Origin of the sequence: Streptomyces sp. UNOB3_S3, from assembly GCF_020740895.1 — a bacterium.
Taxonomy (GTDB): domain Bacteria; phylum Actinomycetota; class Actinomycetes; order Streptomycetales; family Streptomycetaceae; genus Streptomyces.
Window position 1 is genome coordinate 1 of the sequence record NZ_JAILXP010000154.1, and the last position, 16,374, is coordinate 16,374.

15 protein-coding genes are annotated in these 16,374 nt (G+C 72.3%); 11 read left to right on the forward strand and 4 right to left on the reverse strand.

What is annotated here, in order from left to right; genetic code table 11:
• Positions 1-132 precede the first annotated feature (132 nt).
• Both K6I33_RS18180 and K6I33_RS18185 read right to left on the reverse strand, forming a co-directional pair.
• Complete coding sequence (locus K6I33_RS18180; protein ID WP_229353511.1) at positions 133-537, reverse strand: pyridoxamine 5'-phosphate oxidase family protein; 405 nt, start codon at positions 535-537, stop codon at positions 133-135.
• Between the two features lie 84 nt (positions 538-621).
• A complete protein-coding gene (locus K6I33_RS18185; RefSeq protein WP_229353512.1) occupies positions 622-1,656 on the reverse strand; it encodes a hypothetical protein in 1,035 nt (344 codons plus the stop codon).
• Between the two features lie 242 nt (positions 1,657-1,898).
• Here K6I33_RS18185 and clpB point away from each other — a divergent pair, with 242 nt between their 5' ends.
• Together clpB and K6I33_RS18195 are read left to right on the forward strand one after the other, a co-directional pair.
• Entirely contained in the window at positions 1,899-4,559 is a 2,661-nt protein-coding gene (gene clpB, locus K6I33_RS18190) for an ATP-dependent chaperone ClpB (RefSeq protein ID WP_229353515.1), read from the forward strand.
• Positions 4,560-4,637: 78 nt separating this feature from the next.
• On the forward strand, positions 4,638-5,171 hold the full coding sequence (locus K6I33_RS18195; protein WP_229353518.1) for a YbjN domain-containing protein: 534 nt from the start codon (positions 4,638-4,640) through the stop codon (positions 5,169-5,171).
• 19 nt (positions 5,172-5,190) lie between these two features.
• On the opposite strand, the gene K6I33_RS18200 is transcribed toward K6I33_RS18195, so the two are convergent.
• Positions 5,191-6,417 carry a hypothetical protein gene (locus K6I33_RS18200; protein ID WP_229353520.1) on the reverse strand — a complete coding sequence of 409 codons (1,227 nt, stop codon included), beginning with the start codon at positions 6,415-6,417 and terminating at the stop codon, positions 5,191-5,193.
• A 273-nt stretch (positions 6,418-6,690) separates the two neighbouring features.
• Here K6I33_RS18200 and K6I33_RS18205 point away from each other — a divergent pair, with 273 nt between their 5' ends.
• The 3 genes from K6I33_RS18205 (at position 6,691) to K6I33_RS18215 (ending at position 10,418) form a co-directional block, all read left to right on the forward strand.
• Positions 6,691-7,881: an aminotransferase class I/II-fold pyridoxal phosphate-dependent enzyme gene (locus K6I33_RS18205; protein ID WP_229353554.1), complete on the forward strand. Its 1,191-nt coding sequence runs from the start codon at positions 6,691-6,693 to the stop codon at positions 7,879-7,881.
• Between the two features lie 370 nt (positions 7,882-8,251).
• Positions 8,252-8,770 carry a DUF2617 family protein gene (locus tag K6I33_RS18210; protein WP_229353523.1) on the forward strand — a complete coding sequence of 173 codons (519 nt, stop codon included), beginning with the start codon at positions 8,252-8,254 and terminating at the stop codon, positions 8,768-8,770.
• An 85-nt stretch (positions 8,771-8,855) separates the two neighbouring features.
• Entirely contained in the window at positions 8,856-10,418 is a 1,563-nt protein-coding gene (locus K6I33_RS18215) for a polyamine aminopropyltransferase (RefSeq protein WP_229353525.1), read from the forward strand.
• Here K6I33_RS18215 and K6I33_RS18220 read toward each other — a convergent pair.
• Positions 10,406-11,350: an AraC family transcriptional regulator gene (locus K6I33_RS18220; RefSeq protein ID WP_229353527.1), complete on the reverse strand. Its 945-nt coding sequence runs from the start codon at positions 11,348-11,350 to the stop codon at positions 10,406-10,408. The two genes, K6I33_RS18215 and K6I33_RS18220, sit on opposite strands and share 13 nt — an antisense overlap.
• A 129-nt stretch (positions 11,351-11,479) precedes the next feature.
• On the opposite strand from K6I33_RS18220, the gene K6I33_RS18225 reads away from it, so the two are divergent.
• The 6 genes from K6I33_RS18225 to K6I33_RS18250 all read left to right on the forward strand — a co-directional run.
• Complete coding sequence (locus K6I33_RS18225; RefSeq protein WP_229353529.1) at positions 11,480-12,130, forward strand: NAD(P)-dependent oxidoreductase; 651 nt, start codon at positions 11,480-11,482, stop codon at positions 12,128-12,130.
• A gap of 89 nt (positions 12,131-12,219) precedes the next feature.
• Positions 12,220-13,017 (forward strand): SRPBCC domain-containing protein, encoded by a 798-nt coding sequence (locus K6I33_RS18230; RefSeq protein ID WP_229353534.1) that lies wholly within the window; start codon positions 12,220-12,222, stop codon positions 13,015-13,017.
• A gap of 99 nt (positions 13,018-13,116) precedes the next feature.
• Positions 13,117-13,914, forward strand: coding sequence for an aldose 1-epimerase (locus K6I33_RS18235; protein ID WP_229353535.1), 798 nt, complete (start codon positions 13,117-13,119; stop codon positions 13,912-13,914).
• 10 nt (positions 13,915-13,924) lie between these two features.
• Positions 13,925-14,473 carry an orotate phosphoribosyltransferase gene (gene pyrE / locus K6I33_RS18240; protein WP_229353538.1) on the forward strand — a complete coding sequence of 183 codons (549 nt, stop codon included), beginning with the start codon at positions 13,925-13,927 and terminating at the stop codon, positions 14,471-14,473.
• Between the two features lie 256 nt (positions 14,474-14,729).
• A complete protein-coding gene (fbaA, locus tag K6I33_RS18245; RefSeq protein WP_189455738.1) occupies positions 14,730-15,752 on the forward strand; it encodes a class II fructose-bisphosphate aldolase in 1,023 nt (340 codons plus the stop codon).
• Between the two features lie 105 nt (positions 15,753-15,857).
• A partial coding sequence (locus K6I33_RS18250) for an MFS transporter (protein WP_229353541.1) occupies positions 15,858-16,374 on the forward strand: 517 nt, incomplete at its 3' end.

The following is a 16,374-nucleotide window of genomic DNA, read 5'->3' on the forward strand; positions in this document are numbered from 1 at the left end:
GCTGGGGGCGGAGCCCCCAGTTACGGGAAGGGGCGGGGTGGGGGAGAAAGACATCCGCCCGTAACGGGACGACCGGCAGCGGGATCCTTCACGGACACGGCCCCTGGGGGCGAGGATCCCGCTGCCGTACGACTACCCGCGCCCCATCGCCCGCGTGACGGCGATCTCGATGACGACGCGGTCGGGGTTCTCCCGCGGCACGCGCTCGTACCGCTCGGCGTAGCGCCGCACCGCGTCGGCGATCGCGTCGGCCTCCGTGCGGACGACCGCGCGGCCCTCCAGCGTGGCCCAGCGCTTGCCCTGGTGCTGGGACACGGCGACCCGGGCGCCGCCCGGGCCGGCCGCCTGGACGTTGGCGACCTTGCGGCCGCTCTTGTCGCAGATGACGCGGGCGATCCGCGTCTCGGGGTCGTATGTGACGCCGACGGGCACGACGTGCGGGGAGCCGTCGGGGCGCAGGGTGGTGAGGGTGCAGACGTGCCGCTCGCGCCAGAAGGCGAGGTAAGCGGGGTCGGGGTCGCGGAGGTCGATCGCCATGGCGGCCAGGTTAGACCCGGTCGGCCGGGCCGCGTGGGCTGCCCGGCCGACCGGGGACGTCAGGGCGCCACGGACGCCAGGGCGTCAGGCGGTCCAGTACAGGACCGGCGCTGCCGGTGCCGACTCGGTGCCGTCCGCCGTCACCGCCGTCACGGCGTACCAGTACTTCACGCCGTCGCGCACGCCCGGGTCCTGGAACGTACGGTCCCCGACGGGTGCCTGGTTCAGCTTGGCCGCGCCGCCGCGGTCCGTGGCGTCGGGCCGCTCCTCGGACGTCCAGCGGTAGACGTTGTAGCCCACGATCCGGGGGTCGCCGGGCCGGGCCTTGCCGTCGTCCCAGCTCACCAGGGCGATCTCGCCCTGGCTGCCGACGCTGCCGACGTTCCACATGACGGGGGCGGCGGGCTGTCCGGGCTTGCGCTCGGTGACGGTGGGCTTGACCGACTTCGAGTACGCCGACCGGGCCGGCGAAACGGCGACGACCGCGTAGAAGTAGTCGTTGCCCTCCTTCTCCGGGACCTGGAGGGTGACGTCGCTTCCGCCTGCCTCGTGGAAGAGCTCGGCGCCGGTCTCGGGGCGTACCGGGGCGGTCTTCGAGCGGTAGATCATCCAGTGGTCGGGGCGGTCGCCCGCCTCCGGCTGCTTCCAGTGGATGTTCAGCGTGCCGTCCGTCAGGGTGGCGGCGACGTCGACCGGGGCCGCGTGCCAGGGGCGGACGATGTCCCGGGGCGTGGAGAAGGCGGATTCCGCGCCGTCCTTGCCGACGGCCGTGATGGCGTAGCTGTAGTGGACGCCGCCCTTGTCCAGCTCGGTCTCGTCCACGTGGCGCCCGGCGAAGGGCACCTTCCCGGCGGTGCCGATCACCTGGGCGGTGTCCGGGCCGTCGGCCGTGCGCCAGCGGTAGATCCGGTAGCCAGTGGTGGCCTCGTCCTTGTTGGCGGTCCATGTCAGGACGACGCCGTTCGCGTAGCGGGCCTCGAAATCCTTGGGCACGGCCGGGCCGGAGGCGGCGGACGCGACGGCCGCGACGGGCGCCGCCTGCGCGGCGGTCGCCGGGACGGCCACCGTGACGGCCGTCGTGGCGAGGACGAGCGCGGTGCCGATGGCCGCGCGGCTCAAGGGGCGCGATCCCCCGTGGAATCGGAACATGGTGAAAGTCCCTGGTGTGAGAACGGTTGGCGCCGTTTGGTGGGGGGAACGCCGTAAACGATCTTGGCACAGCTCCACCCGGAAAGGGGAATGGCTGTACTTTTCGGGCGCGAGGGCTGTGCGGCCGAGGTTGAGTGGAATAGACTCAACTTATTGCATGTTCCCCAAGGCAAGCCCGATGAGCCTGTGAGCGCGAGGAGGAGCCCGTCACCGTGGACGCCGAGCTGACCAACAAGAGCCGGGAGGCGTTGAGCGCCGCCAATGACCGTGCCGTGTCGGCCGGGCACGCCGACATGACGTCGGCCCACCTCCTGCTGGCCCTCCTGGCCGGCCGGGAGAACGAGAACGTGATGGATCTGCTGGCCGCCGTCGACGCGGACGCGGCCGCGCTGCGCGGTGGGGCCGAGCGGCTGCTGGCGGGGCTGCCGAGCGTTCAGGGGTCGACGGTGGCGCCGCCGCAGCCGGACCGGGAGCTGATGGCCGTCCTCGCGGACGCCGCCGAGCGCGCCCGTGACCTGGGTGACGAGTACGTCTCCACCGAGCACCTGCTGATGGGCCTGGCCGCGCGCGGCGGCCGTACGGGTGAGCTGCTGGACCAGCAGGGCGCCTCCGTCAAGAAGCTGCTGGCCGCGTTCGAGGCGGCCCGGGGCGGCCGGCGGGTGACGTCGGCCGACCCCGAGGGCACGTACAAGGCGCTGGAGAAGTTCGGTACGGACTTCACGGCCGCCGCCCGGGACGGCAAGCTCGACCCCGTCATCGGCCGGGACCACGAGATCCGGCGCGTGGTGCAGGTGCTGTCGCGGCGGACGAAGAACAATCCCGTGCTCATCGGTGAGCCCGGCGTCGGCAAGACGGCCGTCGTCGAGGGGCTCGCGCAGCGGATAGTGAAGGGTGACGTCCCCGAGTCGCTGAAGAACAAGCGGCTGGTCGCGCTCGACCTGGGCGCGATGGTCGCGGGCGCGAAGTACCGGGGCGAGTTCGAGGAGCGGCTGAAGACGGTCCTGGCGGAGATCAAGGCGAGCGACGGCCAGATCATCACGTTCATCGACGAGCTCCACACGGTCGTGGGCGCCGGCGCCGGCGGGGACTCCGCCATGGACGCGGGCAACATGCTCAAGCCCATGCTGGCGCGCGGCGAGCTCCGCATGGTCGGCGCGACGACGCTCGACGAGTACCGGGAGCGGATCGAGAAGGACCCGGCGCTGGAGCGCCGCTTCCAGCAGGTGCTGGTGGCCGAGCCGTCCGTCGAGGACACCATCGCGATCCTGCGCGGCCTCAAGGGCCGCTACGAGGCGCATCACAAGGTGCAGATCGCCGACTCCGCGCTGGTGGCCGCCGCCACCCTCTCCGACCGGTACATCACCTCCCGCTTCCTGCCCGACAAGGCCATCGACCTGGTCGACGAGGCCGCGTCCCGGCTGCGGATGGAGATCGACTCCTCGCCGCTGGAGATCGACGAGCTCCAGCGCGCCGTCGACCGGCTGAAGATGGAGGAGCTGGCCCTGCGGAACGAGTCCGACGAGGCCAGCAAGGAGCGCCTGGCCAAGCTCCGCCGCGACCTCGCCGACAAGGAGGAGGAGCTGCGGGGCCTGACCGCCCGCTGGGAGAAGGAGAAGCAGTCCCTCAACCGGGTGGGTGAGCTCAAGGAGCGCCTGGACGGTCTGCGGGTGCAGGCCGAGCGCGCCCAGCGCGACGGCGATTTCGACGCCGCCTCCAAGCTGCTCTACGGGGAGATCCCGGCCGTCGAGCGCGAGCTGGAGGAGGCCTCGAAGGCGGAGGTGGAGGCCGAGCAGGAGGCCGCTACCAAGGACCTCATGGTCAAGGAGGACGTCGGCCCGGACGACATCGCCGACGTCGTCGCCTCCTGGACCGGCATCCCCGCCGGCCGGCTGCTGGAGGGCGAGACGCAGAAGCTGCTGCGCATGGAGGAGGAGCTGGGCAAGCGGCTGATCGGGCAGGCCGAGGCCGTGCGCGCCGTCTCCGACGCGGTGCGCCGCTCGCGGGCCGGTATCGCCGACCCGGACCGGCCCACTGGCTCGTTCCTCTTCCTCGGCCCCACCGGCGTCGGCAAGACCGAGCTGGCCAAGGCACTGGCCGACTTCCTCTTCGACGACGAGCGGGCGATGGTCCGTATCGACATGAGCGAGTACGGCGAGAAGCACTCGGTGGCCCGCCTGGTCGGCGCGCCCCCCGGCTACGTCGGCTACGAGGAGGGCGGCCAGCTCACCGAGGCCGTGCGGCGCCGCCCGTACACGGTGGTGCTGCTGGACGAGGTGGAGAAGGCCCACCACGAGGTCTTCGACATCCTTCTCCAGGTCCTCGACGACGGCCGGCTCACCGACGGCCAGGGCCGGACGGTGGACTTCCGCAACACCATCCTCATCCTCACCTCCAATCTCGGCTCGGCCTTCCTGATGGACCCGATGCTGAAGGAGGAGCAGAAGAAGGAGAAGGTGCTGGAGACCGTCCGCGCCTCCTTCCGCCCCGAATTCCTCAACCGGCTCGACGACACCGTCGTCTTCCACCCCCTGGGCACCGACCAGCTGGAGCGGATCGCCGGCATCCAGATCGGCCACCTCCAGCGCCGCCTCGCCGACCGCCGGCTCACCCTGGACGTCAGCGACGACGCGCTGCGCTGGCTCGCCTGGCTCGGCCACACCCCCGGCGCCGAGGGCGCGGCCCAGCCGGACCTGGCCTACGGCGCCCGCCCGCTGCGCCGGCTGGTGCAGACGGCCATCGGCGACCGGCTCGCCCGGGCGATCCTCGCCGGGGAGGTACGGGACGGCGACACGGTCCGCGTCGACGTGGCGGACGGGGCGCAGGAGCTCACCGTTTCGCCCGTTCGGGCAGAGGCCACCGCGAAAACGGTGTGACATCCGGCGGGGCGGGGCTACCAGGCCCCGCCCACGATGGGGGAGGATGGCCGGAGACCGTACGAAGGGACAAAAACGGTGAGCATCGACCCGTCCTCGATTCCGAATTTCGGGGGCCAGCCCGAGCCGCAGCCTGAGGCGGGCCCGACCGGCCCCGTCATCCCCGACCAGGACCTGGTCAAGCAGCTCCTGGAGCAGATGGAGCTGAAGTACGTCGTGGACGACGAGGGTGACCTCGCCGCGCCGTGGGAGCAGTTCCGGACGTACTTCATGTTCCGCGGCGAGGAGGAGCAGCAGGTCTTCTCCGTGCGGACGTTCTACGACCGCCCGCACGACATCGAGGAGAAGGGCAAGCTCCTCGAGGCGATCGACGACTGGAACCGCCGCACGCTGTGGCCGAAGGTCTACACCCACACCCACGACGACGGCACCGTCCGTCTGATCGGTGAGGCGCAGATGCTGATCGGCGTCGGCGTCGCGCTGGAGCACTTCGTCTCCAGCACGGTCAGCTGGGTGCGCGCCTCGATCGAGTTCGACAAGTGGCTCGCCGAGCAGCTGGGCCTGGAGGCCGACGCGGAGTCGGGCGACGACAAGCCGGACGACGAGGCCTGAGCCTCCCGCGTCACAGCGGCTACATGGGGACCCTGGCCACGGTCAGCAGATAGGTCCCGTAGAGGAACGAGAGCCCGGCCAGCGCGCCGATCGTCACGACGACGGTGCGCGGCCGGGCTCTGGCCATCGCCACGGCGGCCGGCAGCAGCAGCGGAAAGGCCGGCAGCAGGAACCGCGGCTTGGAGGCGAAGTAGCTGGAGCCGCCGACCGCGATGACGGCCAGTACCAGCGCGTACGTCAGCAGCGCGGCGGGCGGCCGGTCCAGCGCCAGGAAGACCAGGGCGACGAGGGCGGCGGCGAGGGCCGCCAGGGTGACGTAGTACGCCATGGAGTCCCGGCCGGTGAACAGGTGCCGGGTGAAGAGGAAGGCGTCGCGCCCGAAGTCGAAGCGCGAGCCCCACAGCCGCTGCACCGTGAAATAGCCCAGCGGCCCGCCCCCGGAGCGGAAGCCGGCCCAGACGACGTAGCCCGCCCAGCCCAGCGGTGCCATGGCCGTGCCCGCCCAGATCCGCCAGTCCCGGCGGGCGCCCGGATCGCGCCACAGGGCGACGACGGCGGCCACGGCGATCGCCGCGGACACGGCGATCGCGTTGGGCCGGGAGAGCCCGGCGAGCAGGGCCAGCGCCCCGGCCCAGAGCCAGCGGCGGGTGCACAGGGCGTAGAGCGACCAGGCGGCCAGCGCGGTCATCAGGGACTCGGTGTACGCCATGGTCTGCACGATCGCGTGCGGCAGCAGCCCCCACAGCAGCGCCAGCACGGTCCCCACGCGGCGGCCGTGCAGCCGCTCGCCGACCGCGTAGACGCCCCAGGCGGCGGCCCCGGCGGCCGCCCACGCCACCAGGAGCCCGGCCGTGACGACGGTGACCGGCAGCACCGCCACCACGCCCCGGACCAGCCCGGGGTAGAGGGGGAAGAAGGCCAGGTCGTTGTAGAAGACGCCCTTGGTGGTGGGCGAGGGGACGATCAGGCCGTAGCCGTGGCGGGCGATGCCCGCGTACCAGATGCCGTCCCAGAGGTGGCCGAGCAGGGTGCGCGGATGCTTGCCGATCCACCAGGCCCACGCGGCCATCACCGTCATTCCGGTCAGCCGGGCGGCGGCGTAGAGCCCGAGCGCGGGCAGGGCCCGGCGCAGCGCCGCGCGGACGCGGTCGGCGCGGCCGGGACGGCGGCGGCCCTGGGGGGCGCGGCGCGGTTCGGGGGCCCGGACGGGCGCTGCGTCGCGATGGACGGCGGGGCCGGCGGCCACGGGGTACCTCCGGTGCGGTACGGGACGGTCGGGGCATACCGACCATGCGGCGCCGTCCTCGCGCGCGCGACCGGGAAACGCCCGTAAGCGGTGTGCCTTCCACCCGCTCGGGCGCACCCCGGAGTGTCGGCCCGCCGGGGGCCGCCCGGTGTGCTGGGTCTCCTGGTGTGCTGGGTCTCTTGGTGTGCTGGGCGGCGTCGCGCGCCCCGCCTATCGTGATCTCGATCGTCCGGACCGGAATGACCCGATGGGACAACGGGAGTGGGGATGAGCATGGATGCCAGGGAGACGGGCTGGAGCCCGGCGGCGCGGGTGCGGGGCATGGGGGAGTCGGTCTTCACGGAGATGACCGAGCTGGCGCGGCGGACCGGGGCGGTCAACCTGGGCCAGGGCGTGCCCGAGCTGGACGGCCCCCGCCCGCTGCTGGAGGAGGCCGCGGCGGCGCTGCTGGCGGGCGCCAATCAGTACCCGCCCGCCTATGGCTTCCCCGCGCTGCGCGAGGCGGTCGCCGGGCACCAGCGGCGGCGGTACGGGCTGGAGTACGCGCCGGAGGGCGAGGTGCTGGTGACCACCGGTGCCACGGAGGCGATCGCGGCGGCGCTGCTGGCGCTGTGCGACCCGGGGGACGAGGTGCTCGCCTTCGACCCCTGCTACGACGCGTATCCGGCGGTGGCCCGCTTCGCCGGGGCCCGGCTGGTGCCCGTGCCACTGGCCGAGGAGACCGCCGGGGGCGCGCCGGGCTTCGCCCTGGACCTGGACGCGCTGCGGGCCGCCGTCACCGGCCGTACCCGCGTGCTGATGCTCAACACCCCGCACAATCCCACCGGGAAGGTGTTCACGGAGGCGGAGCTGGCGGCGATCGCGGAGCTCTGCCGGGAGCGCGATCTGACGGTGGTGACGGACGAGGTCTACGAGCACCTGGTCTACGACGACGCGACGCACCGGACGATCGCCGCCCTGCCGGGGATGCGGGAGCGGACCCTGACCATCTCCTCGGCCGGCAAGACCTTCAACGTCACGGGGTGGAAGGTCGGCTGGGTCTGCGGCCCGGCCCGGCTGGTGGCGGCGGTGGCGGCGGCGAAACAATTCCTCACCTATGCGTCCGGCACGCCCTATCAGGAGGCGCTCGCGCGGGCGTTGGGGGGCGTGGAGGAGTGGGCGGGGGAGCTCCGGCGGACTCTGCGCCGTAACCGGGATCTGCTGAGCGAGGGGCTCACCCGGGCCGGTCTGCGCCCCTATCGCGCGGAGGCGGGCTATTTCCTCCAGGCGGACATCCGCGCGTGGGGGCATACGGACGGCGTGCGGTTCTGCCGTGAACTGCCGCTGCGCGCCGGGGTGGTGGCGATTCCCACCTCCGCCTTCCTGCTCGCCCCGGACGCCCCCTCCCATCTGGTGCGTTTCTCCTTCTGCCGACGGGAGAAGTCCGTGGTCGAGGCCGTGGAGAAGCTGATCGCCGCCGCCTGATCGGGAGATTTGCAAGGGGCTCATGCCCAGCCGCATATGCGTCCGGCGGATTTTCCGTATCCGCCGGACGCCGGTGTGTTGAACTTATGTGCGCAGGTCTGTTGAACATTTGAACTGCATGGCCCTCGGGTGGATGGAAAGTTGCAGATGATGGGTAAAACCGCTGTGGGCGCCGCTCGTTCGTGATTCCCTCTCAATCAGAGCCACGTTGAGACAATCCCCGGGAATCCCCGACACACCGGAATGGGCCCTGCCGGAACCGGTCCGTGGGACCTCAAATGTGGGCATGAGCCGGCGCACTCGATCAGGAATCTGGTCCTCCTCGGGGCGGGCCGGCACACCCTCCACCGCTCGCTCACGGAGCCGACCCATGCTCACCACTCTCAAGACCACCTACACCGATACCCGCGCCGCCGATCTCGCCTGGTGTCTGGGGAAGGACCCCCTGCCCGCGCTGGCGGTGCTCGACCTGCAACTGGACGACTCTGCGGTGCAGTTGCGCCTGCTGGGCGCCTCCCACCAGGTCATACTCGAAGAGGAGGACGGATTCTGCTCGGAGACGGTCGCCTGCATACCCGGCAGCCAGACCCCGCTGCCCCTGGGTGTCGCCAAGCGCGTGGGCGCGTGGGAGTACGAGTTCGCGGCACGGGTGGAGACCCTCTCGCGATGTTCCTTCGCGGGACGTGCCCAGGAGCTGCTGGCGCTGGTCGCCGAACACCCCCAGGGACTCGCCGGAACGTTTCCCGGCGATCCTCACGCCTTCACCGCCCTGCTCGCCCAGCGCCGCGACGGCCAGATCAGCTGGCGCACCTGGCACGCGTACCCCCAGGAGGGGCGGCTGGTGGCCACCCGGACCCGAGTGGGCGTGCGGATGACCGCGCCCCTGTGAGAGTCCCTTGAGAGTCGCCCAGGCGCGTGAATTTAGACCCGTGTGGGTGACAAGGGGGTCCTGGTTCGTGACGTAGCGTTACCGCATGGTCCTCCACCGCCCGGTACCGGCGCGGCTGCCCGTACCGGCCGGGCTCGGTCGCCTCGCCGTGCTGACCACCGTCTTCGTCTGCGCCGCCTGCGGGCTGGTCTACGAGCTGGAGCTGGTCGCCCTCGCCTCGTACCTCCTCGGCGACTCCGTCACCCAGGCGTCCGTCGTGCTGTCGGTCATGGTCTTCGCCATGGGCGTCGGCTCGCTGCTCGCCAAGCGGCTGCGCGCCCGCGCGGCGCTCGGCTTCGCCGCCGTCGAGGCGGTGCTGGCGCTGACCGGCGGCCTCTCCGCCATGGCGCTCTACGCCTGCTTCGCCTGGTACGGGCAGGCCCGGCTCGCCATGGTGGCCTTCTCGCTCACGATCGGGGTCCTCATCGGCGCCGAGGTGCCACTGCTGATGACGCTCATCCAGCGCATCCGCCGCCAGGACGCGGGCTGCGCGGTCGCCGATCTCTTCGCCGCCGACTATGTGGGCGCCCTCGTCGGCGGGCTCGCCTTTCCCTTCCTACTGCTGCCCGCGCTGGGCCAGTTGACGGGCGCCCTGGTCACCGGCGCGGTCAACGCCGTGGCCGGCGGGGCGCTGGTGCTCTGGCTCTTCCGGCGCGATCTGTCGCCGCGGGCCCGCTGGGCGCTGCTCACCGCCAATGGCCTGGTGCTGGTGGTGCTGGCGGTGTGCTCGGTGCTCACCGGCCCCTTCGAGCGGGCCGCCCGGCGGGCCGTCTACGGCACGGACGTGCGGGTCGCGGTGCGCTCCGGGGTGCAGGAGGTGGTGCTGGCCGGCGGGGACGGCGGCGGGCGGCCGCTCTCCCTCTTCCTCGACGGCCGGCTGAGGGTCAGCGGGGATGTCGAGTCCCGCTATCACGAGGCGCTCGTCCACCCCGCCATGGCCGGGGAGCACCGCCGGGTCCTCGTCCTCGGCGGCGGCGACGGCCTCGCCGTGCGCGAGGTGCTGCGCTACGCCGACGTCCGCTCCGTGACCGTCGTCGAGCTCGACCCCGAGGTGCTGCGGCTGGCCCGGACCGACCCCGGCCTCGCCGCCCTCAACCGCCGCGCGTACCGCGATCCACGGGTGCGGGTGGTGACCGCCGACGCCTTCGACTGGCTGCGCGAGGGCGGCCGCCCAGCCGTCGGCCCGTACAACGTGGTCCTCTCCGACCTGCCCGACCCCGGGCTCACGCCCAGCACCAAGCTCTACTCCCAGGAGTTCTACGGGCTGGTGACGCGCGTCCTCGCCCCGGGCGGCCGAATAGCCGTGCACGGGGGAGACCTCGACGCCCGGCCGCATGTCTTCTGGACCGTCGACGCGACGCTGCGGTCCGTGGGGCTGTGCACCGCGCCCTATCGCGCGGCCGCCCCCCAGGGGCGCGGAGCGCCCGGGCGGGACTGGGGGTTCCTGCTGGCCGCGCGGGCGCCGGTACGGCTGGCGCTGGCCGAGGCCCGGCCGCCCCTGCCGTCCCTCACCCCGGAGACGCTGCGGGCCGAGGGCCTGGCGGCCGAGCGCCGCAAGGAGGCGGGCGCGCTGCCGTCGACGCTGATGCACCCGCGCTACGCGGGCTGACCGCGCGGTACCTGACCGCGCGCCGCCTGGCCGCGCAGGGCCGCCCGGAAGGCGCCGGGGGTGTCCCCCGCGCGCTGCTGGAAGAACTTGGAGAAATTGGCGGCGTCGGCGAAGCCGAGCCGTTCGGCGATCCGCGCGGCGGGCAGCTCGCTGTGCGCCAGCAGCCGTTTGGCCTCCAGCATCACCCGGCGGTCGAGGAAATCCTTCGCCCCGACCCCGGCCGCCGCCAGCGTGGCCCGTGACAGGGTGCGGGGCGCGTAGCCCAGGGCCCGGGCGTAGTCGGCCACCCGGCGGTGGGTGGCGAAGTCGCGCTCCACGGCGGCGCGGAACCGCATAAAGGCGTCCCCGGGGGCGGGCAGTCCGCTCACGGGGGCCGAGGCGTGCGTCAGCCGCAGCACCAGCACCGAGAACAGATGCCGCAGCACCTCCGTGCGGATGGCGGGGGCCAGCCGCTCGCCGGTGCGGTAGTCCGTCGCCAGATGCCGCACGGCGCAGAAGACGGCCTCCCGGTCCTCGCCGACCGGCCGCCACAACGCCGGCCCGAACGGGTCGTCCGCCGCCTCGGAGACGGCCGTGCCCGGGGGCATGAAACCCGGCTGGACGAGGACGACCGTGCCCTCGATCGCCTCGACGTCGCCGAACTGCTGGACCTGCCCCGGGCGCACCCACAGCACCGAGCCCGCGTCGAGGGTGTGGGTGCGGAAGTCGACGGTGTGGACGGCGGAGCCGGCGTCGACGGCGACGATCTGGTGGAAGTCCAGCCGCTGCGGCCTGGCCAGCAGCCCCTCGGCGGCCCGCTCGCGCAGCTCGGCCACGGTCATCACCTCCAGGCCGGGCGGGGCGCCGGGCGGAGGCTCGTAGACGAGCTCCAGGATGCCGCCGTCGTCGCTCCCGACGGACGCGCAGGGATCGGTGTGTCGCTTTTTCACCATGGGAAGACGCGAGCCTACCTGGCCGGGTGGGGCGATCGCTCCTAGCGTGGTCAATGCGCACCACTCGTACGCATCACCACACATCCACGTCACCACACGTCCTTGAACCGTGCGACAGGAGACACCCTCATGGCGAAGATCGCCCTCTTCGGAGCCAACGGCACCATCGGCAGCCGCGTCCTGCGCGAGGCGCTGGACCGCGGCCACCAGGTAACGGCCGTCGTCCGTGACCCCGCCAAGCTCACCGAGCGGCACCCGAACCTCACCGTCACCACCGGCGACGTCCTCGACCCGGCCTCGGTGGCCGCCGTGGCCAAGGGGCAGGACGTCGTCGTCAGCGCCGTCGGCGGCGGCGACGGCCCCGGCCACATCGCCACCATCAAGCCCGCGGCGGAGTCGCTGGTCGCCGGCCTGCGCACGCTCGGCGACACGGCCCCCCGGCTGATCGCGGTCGGTGGCGCGGGCTCGCTGCGCACCCCGGACGGCAAGCAGGTCTGGGACGCGGAGGGGCTGCCGGAGTTCCTGCTCCAGATCATGCACGCGCACGGCGACGCGCTGGACTTCTACCGCACGGTCTCCGACGTCCGCTGGACCAATGTCTCCCCGGCCGGACTGATCGAGCCCGGCGAGCGCTCGGGCACCTACCGCACCGCGCTCGAGGACCTCGTCGTGGACGCGGAGGGCAAGAGCCGGATCTCCGTCGAGGACTACGCGGTGGCGCTCATCGACGAGATCGAGACGCCCAAGCACGTGGGGGAGCGCTTCACTGTCGGAGACTGACCGTCTTCTGACGGAAAGTTCGATCGGATTCGACTTGGATTCGACCGGGGCGGGCCTGGTGCGGGGCCCGGTGGGTAGGCTCGCTAGCTATGGAGCATGAGGTGTTCGTTCCGTTTCCCGTCGGTGCGGTGCGGCGGGTCCTCTCCGACCCCGCGCGCGTCGCCCGCTGCGTCCCCGGCCTCCAGCAGGACGCCTCGTCCGGTGCCGCCCTCACCGGGCGGCTCCGGCTGCGCATCGGCGGATCCACGATCACCTACCGGGGTGAGATGCGGCTGACCGAGCGGGACGGCTCGTACGAGCTCTCCGGCGAGGGCACCGAGGCCCGGGGCTCCGGCACGGTGACGCTCACGCTGAGCGCCCAGCCGGAGGAGACGCCCGGGGGCACCCGGCTGAGCTGCACGGGAACGGTCGGCGGCGCCGGCCGGCTCGCGGAGTTCGACGCGAAGACGGCCGAGTCCGTGGCACGGCGGCTGCTCGACCGCTTCGGCGCCGCGCTGGCGGAGGAACTGCGCGAGGACGCGGCGGAGGTACCGGCGGTTTCGGCGCCGACGCCCAAACCGGCGCCCAAACCGGCATCGGACGGTGACACCGAGTCCGTCGAGCCCGACGGCGACGGCGAGGAGGACGGGCCGCTCGGCGGGGCGGGCGGCTTTGAGGACGACGTCCTCGACGGCGAGCCCCCGGCGGAGGCCGCGCACGCCCGCCGCACGATGATCGGTCGCAGTGCGGAGGAAGTCGACCACGCGCCGCCGCGTGGGCGGTACGCGCCGGTTCCGGCGCCGGAGGCGGCCACCAGCACGGCGGTGTTGCGCTGGGCCGCGCCGGCCGCGGCGATCGCCCTGGCGGGGGCGGTGGTCGTCACGCGGGCGTTCCGCCGTAGGCGCTGACGCGTCGGGTGCGGTCCGGTGGGCGGTTTGTGCCCACCCGGTCCGCCTTGCGGAACGATTGCCCACAAACCGGTGGGTCGTAGGCCCTAGGGTCAAGGGGTGAGCGAAAACGTAACGTTGGCCGCCGGGCCCGCCGAAGTGACCGTGGACCCGGGCAATGGATGCCGGCTCGCCGGCCTCAGGATCGACGGAGTCGAACTGCTCCGTCAGGGCCCCCGCTATGGCGCCTTCCCCATGGTCCCGTGGTGCGGCCGTATCGCGCTCGGCCGCTTCCGCGACGGTGGCGAGATCCACCAGATGCCCATCAACTCCGCCCCGCACGCCATCCATGGCACCGGCCGGGACACCGCCTGGCGCACCGCCCGCGCCGATGACCGCTCCGCCGCGTTCACCTACGACCTCGCCGACCCCTGGCCGTACAGCGGCCGGGTCACCCAGCTGGTGGAGCTGACGGAGGAATCCCTCACCCTCACCATGGGCGTCGAGACCTATGACGACTCCTTCCCGGCGCAGGCCGGCTGGCACCCCTGGTTCCTGCGGAACCTCGGCGTGGGCAAGGACGTGGAGATCGGCTTCCGGCCGTCCTGGCAGGAGGAGCGCGGCGACGACCACCTCCCCACCGGACAGCGGATCGACCCCCGGCCCGGCCCCTGGGACGACTGCTTCGGGATGCCCGACGGCGTCGACGTCACCCTCACCTGGCCCGGTGCCCTGGAGCTGAAGGTCACCAGCCGCGCCGAGTGGGTCGTGGTCTACGACGAGCAGACCGAAGCGGTGTGCGTGGAGCCGCAGTCCGGCCCGCCCAACGGGCTGAACACCCTCCCCCGCCTCGTCACCCCGATCGACCCCCTGGAGATCGCCACGACCTGGACCTGGCGCTCCCTGGGCCTGGCCTAAGCTCATGGACATGAGCGAAGCGCGTGAGGCACTGCTGGGCCAGATCAAGGACAAGGCCGTGATCCACGGCAAGGTCACCCTCTCCTCCGGCATGGAGGCCGACTACTACATCGACCTGCGCCGGGTCACCCTGGACGGCACGGCCGCGCCGCTGGTCGGGCAGGTCATGCTCGACACGACGGACGGGTTCGAGTTCGACGCCGTGGGTGGTCTGACCATGGGCGCCGACCCGGTGGCGACCGCGATGCTCCACGCCGCCGCGGCGCGCGGGAAGTCGCTGGACGCCTTCGTCGTACGGAAGGCGGCCAAGGCCCACGGTCTCCAGCGCCGTATCGAGGGCGCCGACATCAAGGGCCGCCGTGTCCTGGTGGTCGAGGACACCTCCACCACCGGTGGCTCGCCGCTGACGGCCGTCGAGGCCGTGCGCGAGGCCGGTGGCGAGGTCGTCGCGGTCGCGACGATCGTGGACCGGGCGACCGGTGCCGCCGAGAAGATCAGCGAGACCGCGGGCGTGCCCTACGTCTACGCCTACTCCCTGGACGAGCTCGGTCTGGCCTGACCTGCCGGGCCTGACCTACTGGGTCTGACCTGCCGGTTCATGGGAATTCGCGCGAAAGTGCGAGTCCGGTGCGGCCTTGAAGGGCGCGGCGTTTCACGTGAAACGCCGCGCCCTTCGGCTATTCCGTTCAAGATCCGTGACCATCACCATGTGGAGCAATTTCGGGAGTCTGGGAAGATGGGGTCGACGATGACCGTCGCCCCCTAGGTCAGGGCCCGTAAAACGCCCGTACCCGCACATCACAAGGAGCGGACAGATGCCCATCGCAACCCCCGAGGTCTACAACGAGATGCTCGACCGGGCGAAGGCAGGCAAGTTCGCCTACCCGGCCATCAATGTGACCTCGACGCAGACTCTGCACGCCGCTCTGCGCGGCTTCGCCGAGGCGGAGAGCGACGGCATCATCCAGATCTCCACCGGTGGTGCGGAATTCCTGGGTGGTCAGTACAGCAAGGACATGGTCTCGGGCGCCGTCGCCCTCGCCGAGTTCGCGCACGTCGTCGCCAAGAAGTACCCGGTGAACATCGCGCTGCACACCGACCACTGCCCGAAGGACAAGCTGGACGGCTATGTCCGCCCGCTGCTCGCGATCTCCCAGGAGCGCGTCGCCGCCGGTCAGAACCCGCTCTTCCAGTCCCACATGTGGGACGGCTCCGCCGAGAAGCTCGACGAGAACCTGGCCATCGCCAAGGAGCTCCTCGCCGAGGCCGTGAAGGCGAAGATCATCCTCGAGGTCGAGATCACCCCGACCGGTGGCGAGGAGGACGGCGTCTCCCACGAGATCAACGACGACCTCTACACCACCGTCGCCGACGTGGAGCGCACCGCCGAGGCCCTGGGCCTGGGCGAGAAGGGCCGCTACCTGCTGGCCGCCTCCTTCGGCAACGTCCACGGCGTCTACAAGCCGGGCAACGTCGTGCTCCGCCCCGAGCTCCTCCGTGAGCTCCAGGACGGCATCGCCGCCAAGCACGGCAAGGCCGACCCGTTCGACTTCGTCTTCCACGGCGGCTCCGGCTCCACCGAGGAGGAGATCCGCACCGCGCTGGAGAACGGCGTCGTGAAGATGAACCTCGACACCGACACCCAGTACGCCTTCACCCGCCCGGTGGCGGCCCACATGTTCCAGAACTACGACGGCGTCCTGAAGGTCGACGGCGAGGTCGGCGACAAGAAGACCTACGACCCGCGCACCTGGGGCAAGCTCGCCGAGGCGAGCATGGCCGCGCGTGTCACCAAGGCCTGTGCCGACCTGCGCTCCACCGGCACCAAGCTGAAGTAACCCGCCACGGGTCAGGGGCCCGGCACGGTTCGTACGGACCGTGCCGGGCCCTTTCCTGTGGCCACTCATGTGGCCGCGGCGGCGTCCGCGAGAGATGATCCGGACATGAGCGACTCCGCACGGGACCCCGGGCGGGTGTCCCCCCAGCCGGAGGAGCCGGAGGCCGGCCAGGGCGCCGGGCCGCCCGGCACCGCCGCCGTACGCCTCGGTACCCCCACCGGGCGGTGGGTCGTGCTGACGACCGTCCTCGGCTCGGGCATGGCGCTGCTCGACAGCACCGTCGTCAATGTCGCGCTGCCCCACATCGGCCGGGACCTGGGCGCCGACCTCGCCGCCCTCCAGTGGACGGTCAACGCCTACATGCTCACCCTCGCCGGGCTGATCCTCCTCGGCGGCTCGCTGGGCGACCGCTACGGCCGCCGCCGGGTGTTCGTGATCGGCGTGGTGTGGTTCGCCCTGGCCTCCCTGCTCTGCGGCATCGCGCCCAGCGCCGGGGTCCTCATCGCCGCCCGGGCCCTCCAGGGCGTCGGCGGCGCGCTGCTCACCCCGGGCTCGCTCGCGCTGCTCCAGGCGGTCTTCCGCCCCGAGGACCGCGCGGCCGCGGTGGGGGCCTGGTCGGGGC